Origin of the sequence: Burkholderia sp. Se-20373 (assembly GCF_017104705.1) — a bacterium.
In the GTDB taxonomy this organism is placed as follows: Bacteria; Pseudomonadota; Gammaproteobacteria; order Burkholderiales; family Burkholderiaceae; genus Burkholderia.
The window spans coordinates 1-24571 of record NZ_JAAGPH010000024.1; the positions used below are offsets into that span (position 1 = coordinate 1).

The 24571-nt window shown below is 67.3% G+C and carries 18 protein-coding genes and 1 pseudogene; 15 read left to right on the forward strand and 4 right to left on the reverse strand.

Translation table 11 applies throughout. The annotated features are described in order from the left end of the window. From G3N96_RS11140 to G3N96_RS11195, 12 genes are all read left to right on the forward strand, one after another. On the forward strand, positions 1-1792 hold a 1792-nt coding region (locus tag G3N96_RS11140; protein WP_206137242.1), incomplete at its 5' end, for a FimV/HubP family polar landmark protein. Then, positions 1792-2604, forward strand: a complete 813-nt coding sequence (truA, locus tag G3N96_RS11145) for a tRNA pseudouridine(38-40) synthase TruA (protein WP_206137243.1) — start codon at positions 1792-1794, stop codon at positions 2602-2604. The genes G3N96_RS11140 and truA, both read left to right, overlap by 1 nt. Then, complete coding sequence (locus G3N96_RS11150; protein ID WP_206137244.1) at positions 2601-3302, forward strand: phosphoribosylanthranilate isomerase; 702 nt, start codon at positions 2601-2603, stop codon at positions 3300-3302. Before truA ends, G3N96_RS11150 begins: the two co-directional genes overlap by 4 nt. A gap of 55 nt (positions 3303-3357) precedes the next feature. Next, the gene (trpB, locus tag G3N96_RS11155; protein ID WP_089442928.1) at positions 3358-4551 is read left to right on the forward strand and encodes a tryptophan synthase subunit beta; all 1194 of its coding nucleotides are present in this window, start codon (positions 3358-3360) and stop codon (positions 4549-4551) included. A 9-nt stretch (positions 4552-4560) separates the two neighbouring features. Next, on the forward strand, positions 4561-5412 hold the full coding sequence (locus G3N96_RS11160; protein WP_124576370.1) for a site-specific DNA-methyltransferase: 852 nt from the start codon (positions 4561-4563) through the stop codon (positions 5410-5412). 41 nt (positions 5413-5453) lie between these two features. Beyond that, entirely contained in the window at positions 5454-6269 is an 816-nt protein-coding gene (trpA, locus tag G3N96_RS11165; protein ID WP_089442926.1) for a tryptophan synthase subunit alpha, read from the forward strand. A gap of 64 nt (positions 6270-6333) precedes the next feature. Next, positions 6334-7206, forward strand: a complete 873-nt coding sequence (accD, locus tag G3N96_RS11170; protein ID WP_089497355.1) for an acetyl-CoA carboxylase, carboxyltransferase subunit beta — start codon at positions 6334-6336, stop codon at positions 7204-7206. Between the two features lie 100 nt (positions 7207-7306). Next, positions 7307-8617, forward strand: a complete 1311-nt coding sequence (folC, locus tag G3N96_RS11175; RefSeq protein WP_206137245.1) for a bifunctional tetrahydrofolate synthase/dihydrofolate synthase — start codon at positions 7307-7309, stop codon at positions 8615-8617. A gap of 29 nt (positions 8618-8646) precedes the next feature. Continuing rightward, positions 8647-9492 carry an SPOR domain-containing protein gene (locus G3N96_RS11180; RefSeq protein WP_089497353.1) on the forward strand — a complete coding sequence of 282 codons (846 nt, stop codon included), beginning with the start codon at positions 8647-8649 and terminating at the stop codon, positions 9490-9492. Between the two features lie 6 nt (positions 9493-9498). Continuing rightward, the gene (locus G3N96_RS11185) at positions 9499-9993 is read left to right on the forward strand and encodes a CvpA family protein (protein ID WP_069251156.1); all 495 of its coding nucleotides are present in this window, start codon (positions 9499-9501) and stop codon (positions 9991-9993) included. A gap of 51 nt (positions 9994-10044) precedes the next feature. Beyond that, positions 10045-11577, forward strand: coding sequence for an amidophosphoribosyltransferase (purF, locus tag G3N96_RS11190; protein WP_089457853.1), 1533 nt, complete (start codon positions 10045-10047; stop codon positions 11575-11577). Positions 11578-11822: 245 nt separating this feature from the next. Then, a complete protein-coding gene (locus G3N96_RS11195; protein ID WP_206137246.1) occupies positions 11823-13013 on the forward strand; it encodes an O-succinylhomoserine sulfhydrylase in 1191 nt (396 codons plus the stop codon). 135 nt (positions 13014-13148) lie between these two features. On the opposite strand, the pseudogene G3N96_RS11200 reads toward G3N96_RS11195, so the two are convergent. From G3N96_RS11200 to G3N96_RS11210, 3 genes and pseudogenes are all read right to left on the reverse strand, one after another. Next, a pseudogene (locus tag G3N96_RS11200) lies at positions 13149-14084 on the reverse strand (NAD-dependent epimerase/dehydratase family protein); the annotation flags it as partial. Further along, complete coding sequence (gmd, locus tag G3N96_RS11205; protein WP_206137248.1) at positions 14071-15117, reverse strand: GDP-mannose 4,6-dehydratase; 1047 nt, start codon at positions 15115-15117, stop codon at positions 14071-14073. The pseudogene G3N96_RS11200 and the gene gmd, both read right to left, overlap by 14 nt. Positions 15118-15154: 37 nt before the next feature. Beyond that, complete coding sequence (locus tag G3N96_RS11210) at positions 15155-16219, reverse strand: acyltransferase (RefSeq protein ID WP_124576376.1); 1065 nt, start codon at positions 16217-16219, stop codon at positions 15155-15157. 499 nt (positions 16220-16718) lie between these two features. On the opposite strand from G3N96_RS11210, the gene G3N96_RS11215 reads away from it, so the two are divergent. Genes G3N96_RS11215 through G3N96_RS11225 form a run of 3 tightly spaced genes read left to right on the forward strand, consistent with a single transcriptional unit; the run spans position 16719 to position 22866 of the window. Continuing rightward, positions 16719-18911, forward strand: a complete 2193-nt coding sequence (locus tag G3N96_RS11215; protein WP_206137280.1) for a hypothetical protein — start codon at positions 16719-16721, stop codon at positions 18909-18911. A 26-nt stretch (positions 18912-18937) separates the two neighbouring features. Beyond that, positions 18938-20404 carry an oligosaccharide flippase family protein gene (locus G3N96_RS11220; RefSeq protein WP_206137249.1) on the forward strand — a complete coding sequence of 489 codons (1467 nt, stop codon included), beginning with the start codon at positions 18938-18940 and terminating at the stop codon, positions 20402-20404. Continuing rightward, the gene (locus G3N96_RS11225) at positions 20401-22866 is read left to right on the forward strand and encodes a glycosyltransferase family 4 protein (protein WP_206137250.1); all 2466 of its coding nucleotides are present in this window, start codon (positions 20401-20403) and stop codon (positions 22864-22866) included. The genes G3N96_RS11220 and G3N96_RS11225 overlap by 4 nt, the downstream gene beginning before the upstream one ends. A 384-nt stretch (positions 22867-23250) precedes the next feature. Here G3N96_RS11225 and G3N96_RS11230 read toward each other — a convergent pair whose 3' ends face one another. Next, positions 23251-24426: an acyltransferase gene (locus G3N96_RS11230; protein WP_206137251.1), complete on the reverse strand. Its 1176-nt coding sequence runs from the start codon at positions 24424-24426 to the stop codon at positions 23251-23253. Positions 24427-24571 lie beyond the last annotated feature (145 nt).

The following is a 24571-nucleotide window of genomic DNA, read 5'->3' on the forward strand; positions in this document are numbered from 1 at the left end:
GGCGGCAGCGTCCGCACCCGCCGCCGCATCGGGCGGCACGGCAGTCGCGCAGCGTGGTGCGTCCGCACCGCATCCGGGGTCGACCGTGCAATCCGCGCCGGTGGCGCCGGCCGTGCATGCGGCGCCTGTCAGCGGTGCAAGCGTCGCGACGGCCGCCGGTGCGTCGGCATCGGTCGGTGCTTCGGCTGCGCACGGCGCATCGGCTGTCGAAAGCATGCAGCCGGCGGCACCCGTGGCCGGTGCAAGCGGTCCGCATGTGTGGAGCGGCACGATCCAGTCGGTGCCATCGTCCGCGAGCGGGGCCGTGATTCCGCCTGCGTCGGGCAGCCAGGTTCCGGGCATGAACGAACCGGCTGGCGCGGCACCTGTCACGGGCGCGTCGCAGCCGCGGCCGTCGAGCCTGCAGCAACTGCTGGCGCTGAAGAACCGCGTGCTGATGGAATTGCAGAAGCACGGTATCGGCAAGCCGGCCACGACGAACGCGGTTACGCCGGCTCCGGCGCCGGCACCTGTCGCGCCGCGTCCGGCCGCGAGCGATGCGGGCGCGTCCGCGGCTGCGTCGACGACCGGCGAAGCGGCATCCGGCGTTGCTGCCAGCGCAGTGCAGCCTGCATCGGTATCGGCGTCCGCGCAGCCGGTCGCGCCGGTGGTGACACCTGCGCGCAGTCACGAGCAGATGGACTGGCGTCCGGCCGCGGTGGCCGGTGCGGCCGTGATCGTCCTTGCGGGTTTCGCGTGGCGCAAGCGCAGGAAGAGCCGCCGCACGGACGATGCGGGGACGGACACGGTGGCCGCCGCTACGGCAGCGGGCGGTGTCGCGGCTGCGGCTGCCACTGCGCAAGCCGAAGCCGTGCCATCCGTCGAACCGGAACTGCCGATCCGGCCCGAGATGCCGGTCGCGCGTGATGCCGCTTCCGACTTGAACCTTGCCGCGGCGACTGCCGCAGCGGCGGAGCCGGTCGAGACGCCGGAGACGGATCTGTTGCCGTCGTCGGATGTGGCGAAGCCGCGTGTCGAGCAGCCTGAATTGCCGACCGCACACGCGGCAGTGCCGCCCGCGAGCGAGCCGGCTCCGGTTTCGCACGATGCCGAGCCGATCGAAAAGGTCGCGGCTGAAACGCCGATCGAAAAGCCAATCGAAACGTCGTTGGCGACGCCGATCGAGACGTCGGCGGAGCCACGGGTAGCGACGCCGGTGGAGACGCCGGCCGCACCCGCGGCCACCGAAGCGCAGCATGCGGCGCTGATGCAGAACGCGATCAGCGCGCTCAGCAGCCTCGACATGCCGCTGCCGCCGCGCACGCCGGACGAGCCGTCGCTGGCGGCGGATGAGCCGGCTGCGCAAGCAGGGCAGTTCGACACCGATAAAATCGCAACTAACGGTCAAGCCGTCCAGCGTCTCCCGATTGGCTCCATCGATCCGGCCCCGGAACATCCGGCCGACCAGGACGATGCATTCGATTGGGATCCGGACGCAGCGACGCCGGCGAGCCAGGCGGGCAGCCCGTTCGCGACGTCGTCGCTGCCGCCGCTCGGCGGCGCGCAGTTCGGCGCGCTGAAGCTCGATTTCGATCTCGACCTGCCGGCCGCGCCGGGCGCTGCGTTGCCGGCGCTGACGCCGGACGAACTCGCCCGCATCGCGCGCAACAAGCTCGACCTCGCGTCCGAGTATGTCGAGCTGGGCGACCTGTCCGGCGCGCGGACGCTGCTGCAGGAAGTGGTCGACGCGAACGACACCGCGACGCGCGACGATGCGCGCGCGCTGCTCGCGAAACTGGCGGACGAGGCGTGATGCGGATCGCGCTCGGCATCCAGTACGACGGCGCGGCGTTCTGCGGCTGGCAGGCGCAGCCGCACGGCAAGACCGTGCAGGATCGGCTCGAGCACGCACTGGCCGAGTTCGCGCGCGTGCCGCTGCATACGACGGTGGCGGGGCGAACCGATACGGGCGTGCACGGGCTCGGGCAGGTCGTGCACTTCGATACCGACCTCGATCGTGAGGTTTTTTCATGGGTGCGCGGCACCAACGCGTTCCTGCCGCCGACCGTGGCGGTGCAATGGGCGAAGCCGATGCCGGACACGTTCCACGCGCGTTTCTCGGCGTTCGAGCGCACCTATTACTACACGCTGTACGTGCATCCCGTGCGCTCGCCGATGCTGGCGGGGCGCGCGGGCTGGATCCATACGCCGCTCGACGACAACGCGATGCGCGCCGCCGCCGCGCATCTGATCGGCGAGCATGACTTCTCGTCGTTCCGGTCGTCGGAATGCCAGTCGAAGACGCCGGTCAAACACCTGTATCAGATCGACGTGCGGCGCGTGGGCCATTTCATCCATTTCCGGTTCCGCGCCAACGCGTTCCTGCACCACATGGTGCGCAACCTGATGGGCTGCCTCGTCGCGGTCGGTCGCGGCCGCTATCCGGCCGACTGGCTCGCCGACGTGCTGGCCGGGCGCGATCGCAAGCTTGCGGCGCCCACGTTCATGGCCGACGGGCTGTACCTCGCCCACGTCGGCTACCCGGCGGAATTCGCCGTCCCGCCCGCGCAGCTCGGCAGTGTGCCGTGGAGCAGCGTCTGGGCCGATCTGGACCCGCAATCATGACGGATCACGCCGTGTCCCCCTCGATTCCCGCCGTGGCCGGCCTGCCGCCGCGCACGCGCATCAAGCTGTGCGGGCTGTCGAAGCCCGAGGACGTGCTGCATGCGGCCGCGCTCGGCGCCGATGCGATCGGCCTCGTGTTCTATCCGAAGAGCCCCCGCGCGGTGTCGATCGCGCAGGCGGCCGAGCTCGCGCGCCTCGCGCCGCCGTTCGTGTCGGTGGTCGGGTTGTTCGTGAACGCGACCGAGGCCGAGATCGAGGCCGTCGTGCGCGACGTGCCGCTCACGCTGCTGCAGTTCCATGGCGACGAGACGCCCGAGCAGTGCGACGCACTTGGCCGCGCGGCACGCCTGCCGTGGCTGCGCGCGGTGCGCGTGGGCCCCTCGACGCAATCGGCCGATTTGGTAGAATCGGGGCTTCATTATTCGAAAGCGCGCGGCCTCCTGTTCGACACCCTGGTGCCGGATTACGGTGGTAGCGGCAAGGTCTTCGATTGGTCTCTTATTCCCGCAGAGCTCGCGCATCGGGCCGTTTTGAGTGGTGGCTTGAGCGCGCAAAACGTCGGTGATGCGATTCGCCAGTTGCGTCCGTTTGCTGTCGATGTCTCGAGTGGCATCGAAGTGGAGGGCGCGAAGGGCGTGAAGGATCGCGCCCGGATGGCGGCGTTCGTACGCGCGGTGCGCGAAGCGGACGCCGGGTGATGCAAGCCGGTGCGGCCCGACAAGCGGGGCGCGCCGACCGATCGAGAGAGACACCATGTACAACCTTCCTGATGATCGCGGCCACTTCGGCCCGTATGGCGGCACGTTCGTCGCCGAGACGCTGATTCACGCGCTGGACGAACTGCGCGCGGCGTATGAAAAATTCCAGAACGATCCCGATTTCGTCGCCGAATTCGAGCGCGAGCTGAAGCATTTCGTTGGCCGCCCGTCGCCGATCTATCACGCGCAGCGCTGGAGCGAGACGCTCGGCGGCGCGCAGATCTACCTGAAGCGCGAAGACCTGAACCACACGGGCGCGCACAAGATCAACAACGTGATCGGCCAGGCGCTGCTCGCGAAGCGCATGGGCAAGAAGCGCGTGATCGCCGAGACCGGCGCCGGCCAGCACGGCGTCGCGACCGCGACGATCTGCGCGCGCTTCGGGATGGAGTGCGTTGTCTACATGGGTTCGGAAGACGTGCGCCGCCAGGCCGCGAACGTCTACCGGATGAAGCTGCTCGGCGCGACGGTCGTGCCGGTCGAATCGGGTTCGCGCACGCTGAAGGACGCGCTGAACGAAGCGATGCGCGACTGGGTCACGAACATCGAGAGCACGTTCTACATCATCGGCACGGTCGCGGGCCCGCACCCGTACCCGATGATGGTGCGCGACTTCCAGCGCGTGATCGGCGACGAGTGCAAGGTGCAGATGCCCGAGCTCGCCGGCCGCCAGCCTGACGCGGTGATCGCCTGCGTGGGCGGCGGTTCGAACGCAATGGGCATCTTCTATCCGTACATCGACGACACCTCGGTGCAGCTGATCGGCGTCGAAGCGGCCGGCGACGGCCTCGACACGGGCCATCACGCGGCGTCGCTGATCGCCGGCAGCCCGGGCGTGCTGCACGGCAACCGGACTTACCTGCTGCAGGACGACAACGGCCAGATCATCGAGACGCATTCGGTGTCGGCGGGCCTCGACTATCCGGGCGTCGGCCCCGAGCACGCGTGGCTGAAGGACAGCGGCCGTGCGCAGTACGTCGGCATCACCGACGAGGAAGCGCTGAAGGCGTTCCACGACTGCTGCCGGATCGAGGGGATCATTCCCGCGCTCGAGTCGAGCCACGCGATCGCGTATGGCGTGAAGCTCGCGCCGACGTTGCCGAAGGACAAGATCCTGCTCGTCAACCTGTCGGGCCGCGGCGACAAGGACATGCACACGGTCGCCGAGCGATCGGGCATCGAGCTCTGACCCCGACCGATGCGTGACCTGATCGAAGAACCGGGCGGCGGTGCCGCGAGCGAGGCGGGGGCGGTTCAGCCCGCCGCTGCCGAGCCGCGCGCGCTGCCGTCCGGGATCGAGCTGCATAACCGCGATTTCCTGACCCATGCCGCGCACCTGCCGGACGCGTCGATCGACCTGATCGTCGCCGATCCGCCGTACGGGCTCGGCAAGGACTACGGCAACGACTCGGACAAGCGTTCGGGCGACGACTTTCTCGCGTGGACGCGCGAGTGGCTCGAGCTCGCGATTCCGAAGCTGAAGCCGAGCGGGTCGATGTACATCTTCTGCACGTGGCAGTACGCGCCGGAAATCTTCAGCTTCCTGAAGACGCAGCTCACGATGGTCAACGAGATCATCTGGGACCGGCGCGTGCCGAGCATGGGCGGCACGACGCGCCGTTTCACGTCAGTGCACGACAACATCGGCTTTTTCGCGGTTTCCAAGGCGTATTACTTCGATCTCGATCCGGTCCGCATCCCGTACGACGCCGACACGAAGAAGGCCCGCTCGCGCAAGCTGTTCGAAGGCAGCAAGTGGCTGGAGATGGGCTACAACCCGAAGGACGTCTGGTCGGTCTCGCGCCTGCACCGGCAGCACGCGGAGCGCGTCGATCATCCGACCCAGAAGCCGCTGGAAATCATCGAGCGGATGGTGCTCGCAAGCTGCCCGCCGGGCGGCCGCGTGCTCGATCCGTTCATGGGCAGCGGCACGACCGCGGTGGCCTGCGCACGGCAGGGGCGCGACTTCGTCGGCTACGAGATCAACGAAAGCTATTGCGCGATCGCGCACGAGCGCGTGAACGCGCTCGCTGCGCCGGCGTGCGCGTGAATCGCGCCGCCGCATCGCCGAACGCATTTAGGAAAATTGCCATGTCCCGTATTCAGCAGACCTTCGCCGCGCTCGCCGAACAAGGCCGTAAGGGCCTGATCCCGTTCATCACGGCCGGCGACCCCGATCCCGCCAAAACCGTCGAATTCATGCACGCGCTCGCCGAAGGCGGCGCGGACGTGATCGAACTCGGCGTGCCGTTCTCGGACCCGATGGCCGACGGCCCCGTGATCCAGCGCTCGTCGGAACGCGCACTCGCGCGCGGCGTCACGCTCAAGAGCGTGCTCGCCGACGTGAAGCGCTTTCGCGAAACCGACCCCAAAACCCCCGTCGTGCTGATGGGCTATGCGAACCCGATCGAGCGGATGGGCGTCGACGCGTTCGCGGCCGAAGCACAGGCGGCCGGGGTCGACGGCGTGCTCGTCGTCGACTATCCGCCGGAAGAGGCGGGCGTGTTCGCCGAGAAAATGCGCGCCGCGCAGATCGATCCGATCTTCCTGCTCGCGCCCACGTCGACCGACGAACGCATCGCCGACGTCGGCAAGATCGCGAGCGGCTACGTGTATTACGTGTCGCTCAAGGGCGTGACCGGCGCAGGAAATCTGGATGTTTCGAGCATTGCGGGTAAAATCCCGGCCATCAAGTCGCGCGTGCCGGTTCCGGTCGGCGTCGGCTTCGGTATCCGCGACGCCGAAACGGCGCGCGCGGTGGCCGAGGTGTCGGACGCCGTCGTGATCGGCAGCCGCCTCGTGCAGCTGCTCGAAAGCGCTGCGCCGGAGGGTGCCGCCGCCGCGCTGAAGACGTTCATCGCCGAGCTGCGTGCCGCCCTGGACGGCGCGGGCAAGGCGGCGCGATAAACACAACACAGGAAGCGGGAACGGGCCGGTTGGCCCGCCCCGCCACGGAACAGGAAACCATACGATGAGCTGGCTCGACAAACTGTTGCCGCCGAAGATCAAGCAGACCGACCCGAAAAGCCGCAAGGGCATTCCGGAAGGCCTGTGGGTCAAATGCCCGTCCTGCGAGGCCGTGCTGTACCGCAACGACGTGGACGCGAACCTGCACGTATGCCCGAAGTGCGATCACCACATGCGCATCGGCGCGCGTGAGCGCCTCGACGGGCTGCTCGATCCGGAAGGCCGCTACGAGATCGGCCAGGAAATCGTGCCGGTCGACACGCTGAAGTTCAAGGACAGCCGCAAGTACCCCGATCGTCTGAAGGAAGCGATGGACGACACGGGCGAGACCGACGCGATGGTCGTGATGGGCGGTGCGATCCACACGTTGCCGGTGGTCGCGGCCTGCTTCGAGTTCTCGTTCATGGGCGGCTCGATGGGGTCGGTGGTGGGCGAGCGCTTCGTACGCGGCGCGCAGAACGCGCTGGAACAGCAAGTGCCGTTCATCTGCTTCACCGCTTCGGGCGGTGCGCGGATGCAGGAAAGCCTGCTGTCGCTGATGCAGATGGCGAAAACCACCGCGATGCTGACCAAGCTGTCGGAAGCGAAGCTGCCGTTCATTTCGGTGCTGACTGACCCGACGATGGGCGGCGTGTCGGCGAGCTTTGCGTTCCTCGGCGACGTCGTGATCGCCGAACCGAAGGCGCTGATCGGCTTCGCCGGCCCGCGCGTGATCGAGCAGACGGTCCGCGAGAAGCTGCCGGAAGGCTTCCAGCGCGCCGAATTCCTGCTGAAGACGGGCGCGATCGACATGATCGTCGACCGCCGCAAGCTGCGCGACGAGATCGCGCAGCTGCTCGCGCTGCTGCAGCGGCAACCGGCCGACGCGCTGGCCTGACCGGCGCGAGGTTGTGAACACTGCGCGTCGCCTGGCTTCAGCGTCAGGCGGCGCGCTTCGTTTTTTGGCGTAGTGGCGGCACCGATCCAGATTTGAACCGATGAGCACTTTTCCCACTCTCGACGCGTGGCTTTCGCATCTCGAACGCGCGCACCCGGTCGGCATCGACATGGGCCTGACCCGCATCGGACAGGTCAAGGCGGCGCTGCAGCTCGAATTCGCTTGCCCCGTCATCACCGTTGGCGGCACGAACGGCAAGGGCTCGACCTGCGCGTTCCTCGAGACGATCCTCGTGCGCGCCGGCTACAAGGTCGGCTGCCACACGTCGCCGCACCTGCTCGAATTCAACGAGCGCGCGCGCGTGAACGGGCAGAACGTCACGGATGACGAACTGCTGCCGCACTTCGAGGCCGTCGAAGCCGCGCGCACGTCGCTCCCCGAGCCCGTCTCGCTCACGTACTTCGAATTCACGACGCTCGCGATCCTGCATCTGTTCGCATCGCGCGGGCTCGACGCGGTGATCCTCGAAGTCGGCCTCGGCGGCCGGCTCGATGCGGTGAACATCATCGACACCGATTGCGCGATCGTCACGAGCATCGACATCGACCACACCGAATACCTCGGCGATACGCGCGAGAAGATCGCGTTCGAGAAGGCCGGGATCTTCCGCGCCGGCAAGCCGGCGATCTGCGGCGATCCGGCCGCGCCGCAAACGCTGATCGACCACGCCGAAGCGATCGGCGCCGATCTGTGGCTGGTCGGCCGCGATTTCCGCTACGAGGCGCAGGCAGGCGCGGAGCGCCAGCAGTGGAGCTACCTCGGCCGCGAGAAGCGCTATCCGGCGCTTGCGTACCCGGCGCTGCGCGGGGCGAATCAGCTGATCAATGCGTCGGCCGCGCTCGCCGCGCTCGAAGCGCTGCGTCCGGTGCTGCCGGTGTCCGCGCAGGACATCCGGCTCGGCCTCGCGAACGTCGAGCTGCCGGGGCGCTTCCAGGTGCTGCCCGGCAAGCCGGCGATCGTGCTCGACGTCGCGCACAACCCGCATGCGTCGGCCGTGCTCGAGCAGAACCTCGGCAACATGGGCTTCTTCCCGTACACGTACGCGGTGTTCGGCGCGATGCACGACAAGGACATCGACGGCGTGCTGCAGCACCTGAAGGGCGAGATCGACTACTGGTGCGTGACCGACCTGCCGCTGCCGCGCGCGGCTTCCGCGGAGCAGCTCGAAGCCGCGCTGCGCAAGGCCGGCGTGGAAGAGGGGCCCGATTCGAGCGTCACGCGTTACACGTCGCCTGCCGAAGCGTTTCGCGATGCACTAAAAAGAGCATCCGAGAATGATAGAATCGTGGTTTTCGGCAGTTTCCATACGGTTGCCGGCGTGCTGGCCTACCGTAAATCGCAGCAACACTGACTGACGGGCAGTTTCGGACTCAGCCATTCATGGGAATTTTCTCGTTCGGCAAGAAAGACGACGACGCGCCCCCGCGGCGCGGCGGTCGCACCGGGACCTCCCGGAACGTGCGCACGGAGCGCACCACTGAACGCGTCGAGCGACGCTCGCGCCGCACCGAGCGTCCGGAATCGGACGCACTGCTCCTCGATCCGACCCTTCCAGAAAAGCAACGCGCGCGCCGTCGTCTCGTCGGCGCGATCGCGCTCGTCGTCGCCGCCGTGATCGTGTTGCCGATGGTGCTCGACTCGCACCCGAAGCCGGTCACGGACGACATCGCCATCGACATTCCGAACCGGCCCGCGCACCAGGCGGTCGCACCGCGCGACGATGACGCCTCCGACGTACAGGCCGGCGTCGCGCACGACGAACCGCCGGCATCCGACGTGGCCGTTGCGGCTGCACCGGCGCCCGCGCCGAAGGATGCCGACAAGCCGGCCGCGAAACCCGATACCACGACCACGGCGAGCGTGACGCCGCCGAAGCCCGCGCCGAAACCGGCTGCCCCCGTGGCGAAGCCGGCCGCGCCGAAGCCAGCACCCGCGCCCGCGGCCGTCGCGCATACCGACGCCGCCAGCCCGGACAGCAGCGATGCTTCGTCGCCGTCGTCGCCGGCCGGCGCGCGTTTCGCGGTGCAGCTCGGTTCGTTCAAGGACGACGCGACGGCCCGTTCGTGGGCCACCAAATTGAAATCGGCGGGTGTGCCCGCATATGTCGAGCATCGCAAGCAGGCAGACGGCAGCACGGCTACACTGTTGCGTGCGGGCCCGTTCGCGGATCGTGCGGCGGCATCCGCCGCGATCGCGAAGGTGCGCGAAGCCGGTCTGACGCAGTAACGCACGATGCTGACCGCTTTCGACTACGCTGTATTGGCGGTGATCGCGTTGTCTGCGCTGCGTGGCGCGTGGCGCGGTTTCGTGTCCGAGATTTTCGGGCTGATCGGCTGGATCGCGGCGATCGTGATCGCGGGCCGCTACGTCGGACTGGTCGTGCCGTATATCCCGGCGAACTGGCCGGGCGGTGCGCTGACGCAGTGGGTGATCGCCTTCGCGTTGGTCGTGATCGGCGTGGTGCTGGTCGCCGGCGTGGCGAACGCGTTGCTGTCGCGGATCGCGCAGGCGAGCGGCCTGGGCGGCGTCGACCGCTCGCTGGGCATGATGTTCGGGCTCGTCCGCGGCTGCGTGCTGGTGGTGCTGCTGGTCGCGGCGGCCGGGCTGACCGAGCTGCCCAAACAGGAATTCTGGCGCAATGCGCTATTGCGTCCTTTCGCCGAACAGGGCGTGCACGAGCTGAAGCAGCTCCTGCCCGACGGCATGGCCCAGTACGTACGCGTGTGACGACGCGGCCGGGCAGGACGGAACCGATTTTGTCATTCTGAAGGACATGCCATGTGCGGCATCGTAGGCGTTATCTCCCAATCCCCGGTCAACCAGCTGATCTATGACAGCCTGCTGCTCCTGCAGCATCGCGGTCAGGACGCGGCGGGCATCGCGACGGCGGACGGCAGCAATTTCCACATGTACAAGGCGAACGGCATGGTGCGCGACGTGTTCCGCACGCGCAACATGCGCAGCCTGCCCGGCACCTACGGCATCGGCCAGGTGCGCTACCCGACCGCCGGCTCGGCGTCGAGCGAAGCCGAGGCGCAACCGTTCTACGTGAACGCGCCGTTCGGGATCATCCTCGCGCACAACGGCAACCTGACGAACTGGCAGCAACTGAAGGACGAGATGTTCCGGATCGACCGCCGGCACATCAACACCAATTCCGACAGCGAAGTGCTGCTCAACGTGTTCGCACACGAGCTGCAACTGTCGACCACGGGCCTCGAGCTCGATCCGGCCTCGGTGTTCAAGGCCGTCTCGGGCGTGCATCGCCGCCTGCAGGGTTCGTATGCGATCGTCTCGCTGATCGCCGGCTACGGCCTGCTCGCGTTCCGCGATCCGTTCGGCATCCGCCCGCTGTGCATCGGCAAGCTCGAGACCGAGCACGGCACCGAGTGGATGGTCGCATCGGAGTCGGTGGCCGTCGAAGGCATCGGTTTCGAATTCGTCCGCGACGTGCAGCCGGGCGAAGCGATCTTCATCGATCCGGCCGGCAACTTCCACAGCCAGCAGTGCGCGGAGCAGCCGACGCTGAATCCGTGCATGTTCGAATACGTGTACCTCGCGCGTCCGGATTCGTGCCTCGATGGCGTGCCGGTCTACAACGTGCGCCTGCGCATGGGCGACTATCTCGCCGAGAAGATCAAGCGCGAGCTGCCGAACGTGCCGATCGACGTCGTGATGCCGATTCCCGATTCGTCGCGCCCGGCTGCGATGCAGGTCGCCGCGAAGCTCGGCGTCGAGTATCGCGAAGGCTTCTTCAAGAACCGCTACGTCGGCCGTACCTTCATCATGCCGGGCCAGGCCGTGCGCAAGAAGTCGGTGCGCCAGAAGCTCAATGCGATGAGCATCGAGTTCAAGGACAAGAACGTGCTGATCGTCGACGACTCGATCGTGCGCGGCACGACCTCGCATGAAATCGTGCAGATGGCGCGCGATGCGGGCGCGAAGTCGGTGATCTTCGCGTCGGCCGCGCCGCCCGTGAAGTTCCCGAACGTGTACGGCATCGACATGCCGACGCGCGGCGAACTGGTCGCACACGGCCGCACCGACGAAGAAGTCGCGAAGATCATCGGCGCCGACCACCTGATCTATCAGGACGTCGACGATCTGCGCCGCGCGGTGCGCGACATCAACCCGAAGCTCGAGCGCTTCGAGGCGTCGTGCTTCGACGGCAACTACATCACCGGCGACGTGACGCCCGAGTATCTCGATGCGATCGAGCGCGCGCGCCTCACGCCGGCATCGCAGGCCGATCGCGACACGGCCGGCGACACCGAACGCTCGCAGATGAACCTGCAGCTGTCGGTCGAGTGACACCGGCGCACGCTTTTGACGAGGCGTGATAGGATGTGGCCTTGCGTCGATTTGATATCAGCTTGCGGACGCGGGGCGACTTCCCAAAACAGCTAAAGCGAAGGCCGGTGGCAACCGGCCCGAGTCGATCGCTGTCGTACCGCACCGAAGCCCGCTGATGCCGACGCATAGCGGGCTTTTTGTTTTGGCCTGGTTTTGACTGGGTTCGCGCCACCCGCGCGACCCTCGAATACGGAAAACGGAACATGGACGACTCCCTCAACTTCGACACGCTTGCCGTGCGCGCGGGCACGCTGCGCAGCGACTTCAACGAGCACTCGGAAGCGCTGTTCCTCACGTCGAGCTTCTGCTTCCAGAGCGCGGCCGACGCGGCCGAGCGCTTCGCGAATTCGGAAGACTACTTCACCTATTCGCGCTTCACGAACCCGACCGTCACGATGTTCCAGGAGCGTCTCGCGGCGCTCGAGGGCGGCGAGGCGTGCATCGCGACGGCGTCGGGGATGGCCGCGATCATGTCGGTCGTGATGGCCGCGCTGCAGGCCGGCGACCACCTCGTCAGCTCGCGCAGCCTGTTCGGCTCGACGCTCGGGATGTTCTCGCAGATCTTCAGCAAGTTCGGGATCACGACGACCTTCGTCGACCCGACCGACCTGAACGCATGGAAGGAAGCCGTGCGTCCGGAAACGAAGATGTTCTTCCTCGAGACGCCGTCGAACCCGCTGACCGAACTCGCGGACATCGACGCGATCGGCAAGATCGCGAAGGCATCGAATGCGCTGTTCGTCGTCGACAACTGTTTCTGCAGCCCGGTGCTGCAGCAGCCGCTGAAGCTCGGCGCGGATGTCGTGATGCACTCGGCGACGAAATTCCTCGATGGCCAGGGCCGCGTGCTCGGCGGCGCGCTGGTCGGCTCGAAGGAATTCATCATGGGCAAGGTGTTCCCGTTCGTGCGCAGCGCGGGCCCGACGCTGTCGGCGTTCAACGCGTGGGTGCTGCTGAAGGGGATGGAGACGCTGTCGCTGCGCGTCGAAAAGCAGTCGGCGAACGCGCTGGAGATCGCACGCTGGCTCGATTCGCATCCGGCCGTTGCGCGCGTGTTTCACCCGGGCCTCGAATCGCACCCGCAGCACGAACTCGCGAAGCGTCAGCAGAAGGCGGGCGGGTCGATCCTGTCGTTCGAGCTGAAGGGCGATACGCCCGAGCAGCAGCGCGCGAATGCGTGGCGCGTGATCGACAACACGAAGCTGATCTCGATCACCGGCAACCTCGGCGACACGCGGTCGACCATTACGCATCCGGCGACGACCACGCACGGCCGCATCACGCCGGAAGCGCGTGCGGCGGCAGGGATCAGCGAAGGGCTGATCCGGTTGTCGGTCGGCCTAGAAGACGCGGGCGACCTGCGCAAGGATCTCGCGCGCGGCCTCGAAGGCTGAGCGAACGGGCAGGCGCCCTTATAACGATGCGACGGGGCGCGCCTGCGAGGACGCCCTGTCGCCATCGGCGACATAGCTGCGGCGCACGCCTTCGCGCGTGCGCGATCCGTTCAGCGGACGTGCCGGCACGTCGTCGCGTACCGCACTCACCATCCATCGTAGCGTTTCGTCGAGCGGCGTGACGGGCAGTTCACCCACCGCGCGCCGCAGCTTGTCCCGCGACCCGCTCAGGCTCTTCACCTCGTTTTGCCGCACGAAGCGCGGATCGATCGTCACGTCGATCACGTAGCCGGCGATGCGGGACAGTATCGCCAGCACTTCCTTCAGCGAATACGCGCGCTCCGAGCAGACGTTGAGGATCTCGCCGGCCGGCGCGGTCTGGATCAGCTTCAGATAAGCGGCCGTTACGTCGCGCACGTCAGAGAAGTCGCGGCGCACGTCGAGATTGCCCAGCGAAATCCGCGGTTCGTTGCGTGCATAGTGTGCGACGAGCTTCGGCAACAGATACGCATCGCTCTGGCCGACACCCGTGTAGTTGAATGGCCGCGCGATTACGATCGGCAGCCGGTCGGCCCACAGCTTCGCTGCATATTCCATCGCAAGCTTGCTGATCGCGTAGTCGTTCGCGGGATCGGGCGGGACGCTTTCGTCGAGCACGCCAGCCGTCGAGTTGCCGTAGATGTTCGCGCTGCTCGCGAGCAGCACCGCCGACGGGCGGCGGTCGAGACCCGCGAGCGCCGCCAGCAGGTGGCGCGTGCCGACGACGTTGACCGCGTAGGTCTGCGATGGGTCGTCTTGCGTGACATGCGCACGCGCGGCGAGATGCACGACCGCATCGGGGCGCGCGTCGGCCGCAGCGGCGCGTACCGCATCCGCGTCGAGCAGGTCGACGGGCAGCAGCGTGCAGTTCGCGAATACCGGATCGTCGGACGGCGGCGAACCGGGCGCGACCGTGCCCCAGACTTCGTAGCCGGCGGCTTCGAGATGCTGCGCCATGTAGCGGCCGGTGAAACCCGTCAAGCCCGTGACGAATGCACGGCGCGGTGCGTGTTCGATATCAGAACGTGTCATGGTGTTGGTTCCTCGTGAGGTCCGCCTCGACCATCATCTGGCAAAGCTGTTCGAGCGTTGTTTCCGGTGCCCAGCCGAGCTTGCTTTTGGCCTTGTCCGCGCAGCCGATCAGCAGATCGACTTCCGCGGGACGATAGAACTTCGGATTCACTTCGACGAGCACATTGCCCGTTGCCGCATCGAGACCGCGTTCCTGCTCACCCTTGCCGGTCCATTCGATCTGATAGCCGGCCGCCGCGAACGCCATCCGCACGAAGTCGCGCACGGTTTCGGTCCGGTTGGTGGCCAGCACATAGGTATCGGGCTCGTCGACCTGCAGCATTCGCCACATTCCTTCGACATACTCGAGTGCAAAACCCCAGTCGCGTTTCGCGTCGAGGTTGCCGAGCTCGAGGCGCGTTGCCTTGCCGAGCCTGATCTTTGCGACGGTGTCAGTAATCTTGCGCGTGACGAATTCGCGGCCGCGCAGCGGCGATTCGTGGTTGAACAGGATCCCGCTGCAACCGAACAGGCCGTACGACTCGCGGTAGTTCACGGTCATCCAGTGTGCGAACAGTTTTGCGACGCCGTATGGGCTGCGCGGATAGAACGAGGTCGCTTCCGTCTGCGGAATCGACTGCACCTTGCCGAACATCTCGGAGGTCGACGCCTGGTAGAAGCGCGTCTTCGGGCTCACGAGACGAATCGCCTCGAGCAAGTGAAGCGGACCGAGGCCGGTGACGTCGGCGGTCGTCGACGGCTGCTCGAACGACACGCCGACGAAGCTTTGGGCGGCCAGGTTGTACAGTTCATCGGCCTGTGTGCGTTCCAGCAGGCGCATGCTCGAGCCGGCGTCCGTCAGGTCGTGCTCGACGAGCGTGAGGTTCGGGTGCGTGTTGACGCCGAGCTCGGCGATGCGCCAGAGGTTGACCGAGCTGGTGCGGCGATAGGTCCCCGTGACCTCGTAGCCCTTGTCGAGCAGTAGCTTGGTCAGGTAGGCGCCGTCCTGTCCCGTGATCCCCGTGATGATGGCCTTCTTGCGCGTTTGGGTCATGGCGTTGTCCTTGTCGAAATCGATGAGTGGAGAGAGTTCAGGCGGTCGTGCCGGCGGCGGCCGGCAGCGCGCGGCGTGCGGGGCCGCGCGTCAGGCGCCGTTCGAAGCCGTACCAGCTCACGGTCGCGTACGCGAGCGTGATCGCGAGCGCCAGCGCGGCCGTGACGAAGCGGTTCAGGTGCAGCGGCCACAGCGCGTACAGCACGCTGAGGTGGATCAGGTACACGGTGTAGCTGACGGTGCCGACGTAGACGAGCATCGGGTTCGTCAGCACGCGCTGCACGAGGCCGCGGCCGCGCAGGGCGATCACGACGATCGACGTGCACAGCAGCAGCGAGATGCTGTACAGCGCCGCATTCGACAGCGGCGTGTTCGCGGCGCGGAAGCGCGGGAACGACAGGTGCAGCCAGCCGAGGATCGCGAGCGATATGAGCGCGCCGACGATCGCGAGCGGATAGAACGGCTCGAGCGCGCGCCGGTCGCGGCGCAGCACGATCGCGAGCAGCGCGCCTGCGGCGAGCAGGTCCATCCGGAACGGCGTCAGATAGTAGATCGGCCAGAACGAGTCGAACCACGGCGTCGCGATCGCGCGCAGCACGGGGGCCGCGACGATCAGCGCGGCGGCGACCCACAGCAGCGCGCGTTCCGAGCACCACAGCACCACGAACGGCCAGAAGATATAGAACTGCTCCTCGACCGCGAGCGACCACAGCACGTTCAGGCTGTCATGGCCGATGCTGCCGAGCGACAACCCGATGTTGGTCGAGAAAAACGCGAACCATGGCCAGTGCGGCAGCCAGCCCGCGCCGAACAGGATCGTCGACACCACCAGCAGCAGCACGTACGGCGGCAGGATGCGACGCACGCGGCGGGCGTAGAAGTGGCTGAAGTACGACTGCCCGCGCGCCTTGCGATCGAGCAGGATGCCGGTGATCAGCAGACCGCTCAGCACGAAGAACAGGTCGACGCCCATCCAGAGCGGCGCTTTCAGCGCGTGCTGCAGGAACACGGCGCCGACCGCGATCGCGCGCAGCCCGTCGAGCTGCACGATGCGGCCGTGTTGCGGCGGGGTGAGGTCCGCGGGTCGCGAGATGCCCGTCATCGCGCCGCTCCTTCGCGACGCGCGGCGTGAGCCGAGGCGTGTCGCACATCCGATGCGTAAACGTGAACGTAATGCATGCCATTAAATGAAATATCGAATCGAAATCGATTCTAGGGAAAAGAAATCGGCAAAAAAACGCGCGTCATTTATCTGACGGCAAATATTCAAATGTCGATCATTCCTGTCGCGGGGTGAAAGCTCGGCGCCCGGACGGCCCCGTCAGGCGGTGGAAAGCGGCATTTTCTACAGAGCGGAAAGCGAAGGGCGGTCGTTATTGCCGCTTTTGGCCGCCTTTTCGGCTCTGTTCCGGTTCGATATTTCAGGCGGAAACATCCCCAAATATTTCCAAATTTCTTGTGATTATTTTTGCTTGTAACCTGCATCGCGACGTTTGAAACCCATTTAGCGACAGGGTGCGCCGGCGGCGGTTCTCCCGGCGGCCCGGTCGCTGTTGCATCAAGTCTGGAGAAGCGCATTGCGACGTCTGATTCTGGTAGGCATGACGGTGTGCGCGACGCTGCTGACGAGCGCCGCACCGGCCGAAACGGTGTTGCCCGCGACGACGTCGTGGATCGGCAATACGTTCGGCTATGGCGATGGCAGCTGGACGCAGATCGACATCCGCGCGATCGCGGTGACGCCTGAAGGCAAGGTGTATACGAATGCGCCGTGGGACGAGAGCGGGGCCGAGGCGAGCGTCTACCAGGACGGGAAGATGCTCGGCTTCGCCGGCGGCACGCACGGCTGGGGCAACCTCGGCGGCAGCGCGATCGCGGTGAACAGCAAGTACGCGTATGTCGCGATCGGTGTCGGCAACGAGCGCGGCCACCTGCAGTCGCCCGGCATCTGGCCGGACAAGGGCAAGCAGTGGTTCGGCATCTCGCGTCGCACGATCGGCGACCTGAAGCAGCCCGCGCCGTTCCGCGCGGCGCCGCAGGTCGCGCCGGGCGGCCGCGCCGACACCGGCCGCGCGCGGATGGCCGCGAGCTTCATGATGATGAACGAGGTGGCGGCGCCCGCGCGCTCGGAAGTGGGCGAGCAGAAGGCGGAAGTCGGCGGTCTCGCGGCCGACGACAAGACGCTGTTCGCGACGAATCCGGCGCGTGACGTGGTGAACGTGTACGACGCGGAGACGATGCAGCAGAAGGGCACGTGGAGCGCGCGCGAGCCGGGCCGCCTCGCGCTCGCGGGCGACGGCACGCTGTGGCTGCTCACGGACACGCTCAACGGGCCCGCGCACCTCGTGCACGTGCGCGCGGACGGCCGCAAGCTCGACGACGCGCCCGCGCTGCCGGAAGGCACCGACGCGGTGGACGTGGCCGTCGACGCGAAAGGGCGCGTGCTCGTCGCGGACAACGGGCCGCGCCAGCAGATCCTGATCTTCTCGAAAGGCGGCAAGGGTTATGCGCCGTCGGGCACGCTCGGCGAGCGCGGCGGCATCTTCGCGGGCCCGGTGCCGGGCCGGCCGGGGCCGCAGCGGTTCAACGGGCTGACGGGTGTCGGTGTCGACCGCGCGGGCAACATCTATGTGTCGATGAACGGCATCGGGCCGCGCCACGACACGATCGGCGCAGGACTCGGCGCGGTGCTCGAAAGCTACACGCCGGACGGCAAGCAACGCTGGCAGGTGCAGGGGCTGTTGTTCGTCGACGGCGCGTGGCTCGACCCGGCGCGGCCGAACAGCGTGTACACGGGCAACAAGCGCTTCGAACTCGACCTGTCGAAACCGCCGGGCCAGGACTGGAAATACGTCGGCTTCCTGTCGAACCGCTTCAAGTATCCGGACGATCCCGTGTTCCACACGGACCAGTATCCCGGCATGCCGTTCGCACGGCGCGTCGACGGCCGCACGTTCCTGTACCTGACCGACATGTACGCCGATCACCTGAAGATCTACCGCTTCGACGCGAAGCGCGACGGCGAGGTTGCGATTCCGTCCGGCCTGATCGCGGGGCGTGCGCGACCGGTCGACAAGGTGCCGAACAAGCCGCCGGGCGGCGACTGGCTGTGGCGCGATGCGAACGGCAACGGCCGGCTGGATGCCGACGAGTTCGAGATCAACACGACCGGCAAGGCGAAGGCGGGCGGCTGGGGCTGGTGGGTCGACACGAAGGGCGACATCTGGCGCACCAGCGACGTGCGCGGCATCCACCGCTTCCAGTACGGCGGCGTCGACAAGGCCGGCAACCCGATCTACTCGTACGACAAGGTCACGACCTATCCGATGCCGCAGCCGTTCACGCAGTTGCGCCGCGCGATCTACGAGCCGCAGACCGACACGCTGTACGTGACCGGCTACACGGCCGACGCGCCGCCGCAGCCGGGCATCAACAAGGAAGTGGGCCGCGTGCTGATCCGCTTCGACAAGTGGTCGACGGGTTCGCCGGTCGTGCGTTACCAGGTCGCGCTGCCGTGGCAGCTCGACGCGAAGCCGATCTTCGACCTGATCGGGCTCACGGCCGAGGGCCGCTACCTGTTCGGGGTGGAGCCGGTCGGCAAGATCCACGTGTACGACAAGGAAACCGGCAAGGAAGTGGGCGTGATGAGCCCGGGCGCCGAGGTCGGCAAGGCCTCCGGCTGGGTCGACGTGCCGTTCGGCATCAGCGCGTTCCGGCGCGAGAACGGCGAGTACCTCGTGTTCGTCGAGGAAGACGCACGCGGCAAGGTGCTGATGTATCGCTGGAAACCGTGACGGACGACGTCACACAAGGCAGAAGCATGGACAAAGGCATACTCAAGAACGTTTCGATCAACTTCATCGGGCTGATCCTGCCGACCTTCGTGTCGTTGGTGACGGTGCCCGCCTATATCCACGCGCTCGGCGTCGAACGCTACGGCGTCGTCAGCCTCGTGTGGACGCTGATCGGCTATTTCGGGATCCTCGATCTCGGGATGAGCATGGCCGCGCAGAACCACATCTCGAAGGCGCTCGCGAGCGGCAACGCCGACGAAAGCGCGCGCGTGTTCTGGAGCGCGTTCTGGCTGAACCTCGGCACCGGCATCGTGGGCGGGCTGCTGATCTATTTCGGCGCGTTCGTCTACACCGCGTACTTCACGAAGGTGTCGGCGGCGATGCAGCACGAGGTGTATCTCGCGCTGCCGTGGCTTGCGCTCGCGATTCCGCTGGCGAACGTGTCGTGGGTGTTTGCCGGCGCGATCAACGGCGCCGAACGCTTCGGCGTGTTCAACACGAACCAGACGATCGGCACGTTCCTGTTCCAGCTGCTGCCGCTCGGCGCCGCGTGGTGGATCGCGCCGAACCTGCAGACGGTGCTCGCCGCGGCGGTCGTCGCGCGCCTGGTCGCAGCGGTGATGCTCGGCCACGCCAGCATCAAGGTACTCGGGATCCGGCGCATCGATCCGCCGCAGTGGGGCACCGCGAAAGGGCTGTTCAACTTCGGCGGCTGGATGCTGATCGCAAGCACGACGAGCATGATCGCCGACACGCTCGACCGCGTGATGCTCGGCGCCGGCATGGGCGCGAAGTTCGTCACGTACTACACGGTGCCGCAGAACCTCGTCACGCGCCTGAACATGCTGCCGAACGCGCTCGTGCGCACGCTGTTCCCGCGCCTGTCGGCGGTGGGCCGCGATCATGCGGACACGCTCGCGCGCCAGTCGCTCGAATTCCTGAACGGCGTGTTCACGCCGGTCGGCATCGTCGCGATCTTCGCGCTCGCGCCGTTCCTCACGCTGTGGGTGGGCGCGGATCTCGCCGCGCATTCGGCGCCGGTCGGCCGCGTGCTGGTGATCAGCGTGTGGCTCGTCGGCCAGGCGAGCGTCACGCGGATCCTGATCCAGTCGCAGGTCAACCCGGCCCGCGCGGCGTTCGCCGGGCTCGTCGAGATGCCGTTCTTCGTCGGCGGCCTGTGGTTCGGTATTCATCACTTCGGGCTGATCGGCGCGGCGGTGGTCGTCGCGGCGCGCGCGCTCGTCGACTACGGCGTGCTGCTGGCCCTGTCGGCGATCCGGATGCGCGCGATCGTGCTCGACATGCTCGCGCACCTGGCCTTCCTGCTCGCGAGCCTGTTTCTGGCGCAGGCGTGGCCGGGGCTCGTCGAGTCGATCGGTATCTGCGCGGTCGTTTTGCTGCTGAATGTTGCGTGGTCGCTCACGATGACACCGGGGTTGCGTGCGCTCGTGCGCGACCTGTTTGTCCGTCTCAATGCGAGGAAAATGGTATGAATCGCGATCTGGCGGAACACGCCGTATTGAATCTCGCCACCGCCGATGCGGCCGTGGCCGAAGCGGGCGACGCCGCCGCGCTGCGCCGGGCGCTGCCGGCCGAACGGGCCAGCACACGCCATCCGGCGCGCGCGCTGCGCGTGGCGATCGTCCACGACTGGCTCGTCACCTATGCGGGCGCCGAACGCGTGCTCGAGCAGATCGTTGCGTGCTTTCCCGACGCGGACCTGTTCAGCCTCGTCGACTTCCTCGACGATCGCGCGTTCGTGCGCGGCAAGCCGGTGACGACGTCGTTCATCCAGAAGCTGCCGTTCGCGCGCACGAAATACCGCAGCTATCTGCCGCTGATGCCGCTCGCGATCGAGCAGCTCGACGTGTCCGAGTACGACCTGGTGATCTCGAGCAGCCATGCAGTCGCGAAGGGCGTGCTGACGGGGCCGGACCAGGTGCACATCAGCTACGTGCATTCGCCGATCCGCTATGCGTGGGATCTGCAGCACCAGTATCTGGAACAGTCGAACCTCACGCACGGGCCGAAGTCGCTGCTCGCGCGGATGATCCTGCATTACATCCGCAACTGGGACACGCGCACCGCGAACGCGGTGGACGGTTTCGTTGCGAACTCCGCGTTCATCGCGCGGCGCATCAAGAAGGTCTACCACCGCGACGCGGCGGTGATCTTCCCGCCGGTCGACGTCGACGCGTTTTCGCTGAATGCGGAGAAGGAGGATTTCTACCTGACCGCGTCGCGGATGGTGCCGTACAAGAAGATCGACCTGATCGTCGAAGCCTTTTCGCGCACGCCGGAGCGCAAGCTCGTCGTGATCGGCGACGGCCCCGAGATGCAGAAGATCCGCGCGAAGGCCGGCCCGAACGTCGAGATCATGGGCTACCAGCCGTTCGCGGTGCTGCACGACCGGATGCGGCGCGCGAAGGCGTTCGTGTTCGCGGCTGAGGAGGATTTCGGGATCTCGGTGGTCGAGGCGCAGGCGTGCGGCACGCCGGTGATCGCGTACGGCAAGGGCGGCGCGCTCGAAACCGTGCTCGACCCGCAATCGGACCTGAACCCGACCGGGCTGTTCTTCGACGAACAGACGCCGCTCGCGATCGTCGCGGCCGTCGACGATTTCGAGCGTGCGCCGCAGCGCTTCACGCCGATCGCCTGCCGCACGAACGCGGAGCGGTTTTCCGCCGATACCTTCCGGCGGCGCTTCCTCGACTACGTGGAAGCCGCGCTGCCCGGCTCGACCGCGCAGCGCGGTACGGCCATCGCGCCGATGCCGGCCGCGCGCGGCCCGGCGACGCTCGTGCTCGACCAGAGCGGCGTGCTCGGCGGTGCCGAGCTGTCGCTGCTCGAGATCATGAAGCACATGCGCGCGAACGCCGATGTGCTGCTGTTCGACGACGGCCCGTTCCGCGCGGCGCTCGACGAGATCGGCGCGCGTGTCGACGTGGTCGACCAGGGTGCGCTCGCGGGCGTGCGCAAGCAGGGCGGCGTATCGGCCGGCGCGTTGAAGCAGCTCGTGCGGCTGGTGCGCGACGTCGCGCGCCGCGCACGCCGCGCCGAGGTGATCTACGCGAACACGCAGCGCGCGATGGTGGTCGCCGCGCTGGCCGGACGGCTCGCGCGCAAGCCGGTGGTGTGGCACCTGCGCGACATCGTCAGCACCGACCATTTCGGCAGCAAGCAGTTGCTGGCGATCAAGTATTGCTCGCGGCTCGGCGTCACGCGCGTGATCGCGAACTCCGATGCGTCCGCGCAGGCGTTCCGGACGCTGACGGGCTTCACGCCGCAGCACGTCGACGTCGTGTTCAACGGCATTTCGGCCGAGCCGTTCGACGCGCTGGAAGGCGTCAGCCAGGCCGCGCTGCGCACGCGCCTCGGGTTGCCCGAAAACGCGTGGCTCGTCGGTTCGTTCAGCCGGCTCGCGCGCTGGAAGGGGCAGCACGTGCTGCTGGAAGCCGCTGCGCGGCATCCCGACATGCACGTGGTGCTGGTCGGCGCGCCGCTGTTCGGCGAGGACGAATACGCGGCGCAGCTGCACGAATACGTCGCGCGCCACGGGATGGACGAACGCGTGCATTTCCTCGGGTTCCAGCGCGACGTGGCCGCCTGCATGACGGCGGTCGACGTCGTCGCGCACACGTCGATCACGCCCGAGCCGTTCGGGCGCGTGATCGTCGAGGGGATGCTCGCGCGCCGGCCGGTCGTCGCGGCCCGCGCGGGCGGCGTCGTCGAGATCATCGAGGACGGCGACAACGGGCTGCTCTGCGCGCCGGGCGATGCGGCCGCGCTGGCCGATGCGCTGGCTACGCTGAAGCGCGACGGCGCGCTGCGCGAGCGGCTCGTCGCGAGCGGGCGGGCGACGGCGGTGCGCCGGTTCGGCACCGAAACCTACGTGGAGCGGGTCGAGAAGATCCTCGCGGATACGGCGAAGGCCGCGAAGGCGAAGAAGCGGTAAGCGGCGCGAGCCGGCGGGAAACGGGCCCTCATGCGGCGGTGTGCTGCGTGGGGGCTTCGTTTTTCAGCGCCGGAGGCCTTTGTCGGGCGGGTGGTGGGCAGGTTGTTGTGCGCTGCTTGGGGAGCGTGCTTGGCCGGTCGTTGATTGGGACGGCGTGGTTGGCGACGCGAGAAGGCGGCGCCAGAAGGTGACGCCAGAAGGCCGCGCCCAGGCAGTCCCGATGAAGAAGGGCGATCGAGGGCGGCTCATGCGGGCCGTAGCGCGGCCCGACGCTCGAAGGCTACCCACCCCCCGCCAACCCGGCATGCCGGCGCGCTCATGCCGTGAAAAAGCCCCCGCGCAGCGCATCGCCGCGCGAGGGCTCGGGAAAGCGTTCCTGCCGGGTCAAACGGCCCGTTCAGGCGCCGGCGTCACGACCCGCGCGGGGCGAGCCGGCTTGAAGCTGGCCGACCACGTCATCGCGGGCCGTTCGAACATCCGGTAGAACACATACGCGACCGGGATCGCGGCGGCCATGAACGCGAACGACGGCCAGATCGACAGCTGCAGCTCGGAATGGAACAGCACCGAGCCGAGACAGACGAACAGCGGCAGGTGGATCAGGTACAGCGAGTAGCTGAAGTCGCCGAACCAGCTCAGCACGCGCAGCGGCGGCGTCGGGCGCGGCGGACGGGCGAGCGCGCGGTACAGGAAGCATGCGAAGCCGGCCGACCACAGCTGGAACGCGCCGTACTGGCCGAAATGGAACGCGCCGCAGCCGGCGGCCAGCAGCACGGCGGCCGCGCCGTACCACGCGCGCGACGGCACGGCGGCCGCGCCGCGGGCCGGCTGCGCGCGCACGTCGGCGATCCACGCGCCGATCGTCCAGGACAGCCAGTACGACGTGAAGAACTGCAGGTCGTGCCGTTCGAGCAGCCACGCCGACGCGACGTTGACGAGCGCGACCGCGGCCACGACCGCCGGCATGCCGATGCGCCGGCGGACCGCGAACAGCAGCGGGTAGATCGCATAGAACTGCACTTCGAGCGACAGCGTCCACAGCGCGCCGTTCGACCCGTACGTGTAGCCCGCGACACCCTGCAGCGAGAACAGGTTCACGAGGAACGCGACGAGGCCGACGTCGCGGATCTTGTGGCTGACGGGCTCGATCTGCAGGCTGACCGAGTCGAGTGCGAGCGTAAACAGCAGCGCGGCGAGCAGTACCGGGTAGATGCGCGCGAACCGGCGCACCCAGAAGTTCGGCGCGTCGAGCCGGTAGGCGGGATCGGCCGCGAGCTTGAGCGCCGCGTTGCGGTGGATGCAGTAGCCGCTGATCACGAAGAAGATCGGCACGCCGGCGGAGCCCCACGCGAACGGGAAGGTCAGGTAGCCGGCGATCGCGCCCGGGGTGAGCGCATGGCCGTAAGCGTGATGGAAGCTTTGCATGCCGACCCAGACGACCTGGCGGCAGTGGAAATAGGCGACGAGCAGCGCCGCGAAGCCGCGCATCGCGTCGATCACGTGTTCCTTGTGATCGGCGACGGGCGGCGCGGCCAGAGACGATCCGCTGAAAGCTTGCATGCGATTCGATTCCTTGCGACGGATGGACGGGAAGTTTCATCCAATCGTAATGCGCAAGAATTCGATCAATGAATAAAAAAATCTCGCCGGGAAATATCGGAATTCCACATCATGGGTTTATCGCGTTCGGAAAGCGGTTCCGCGA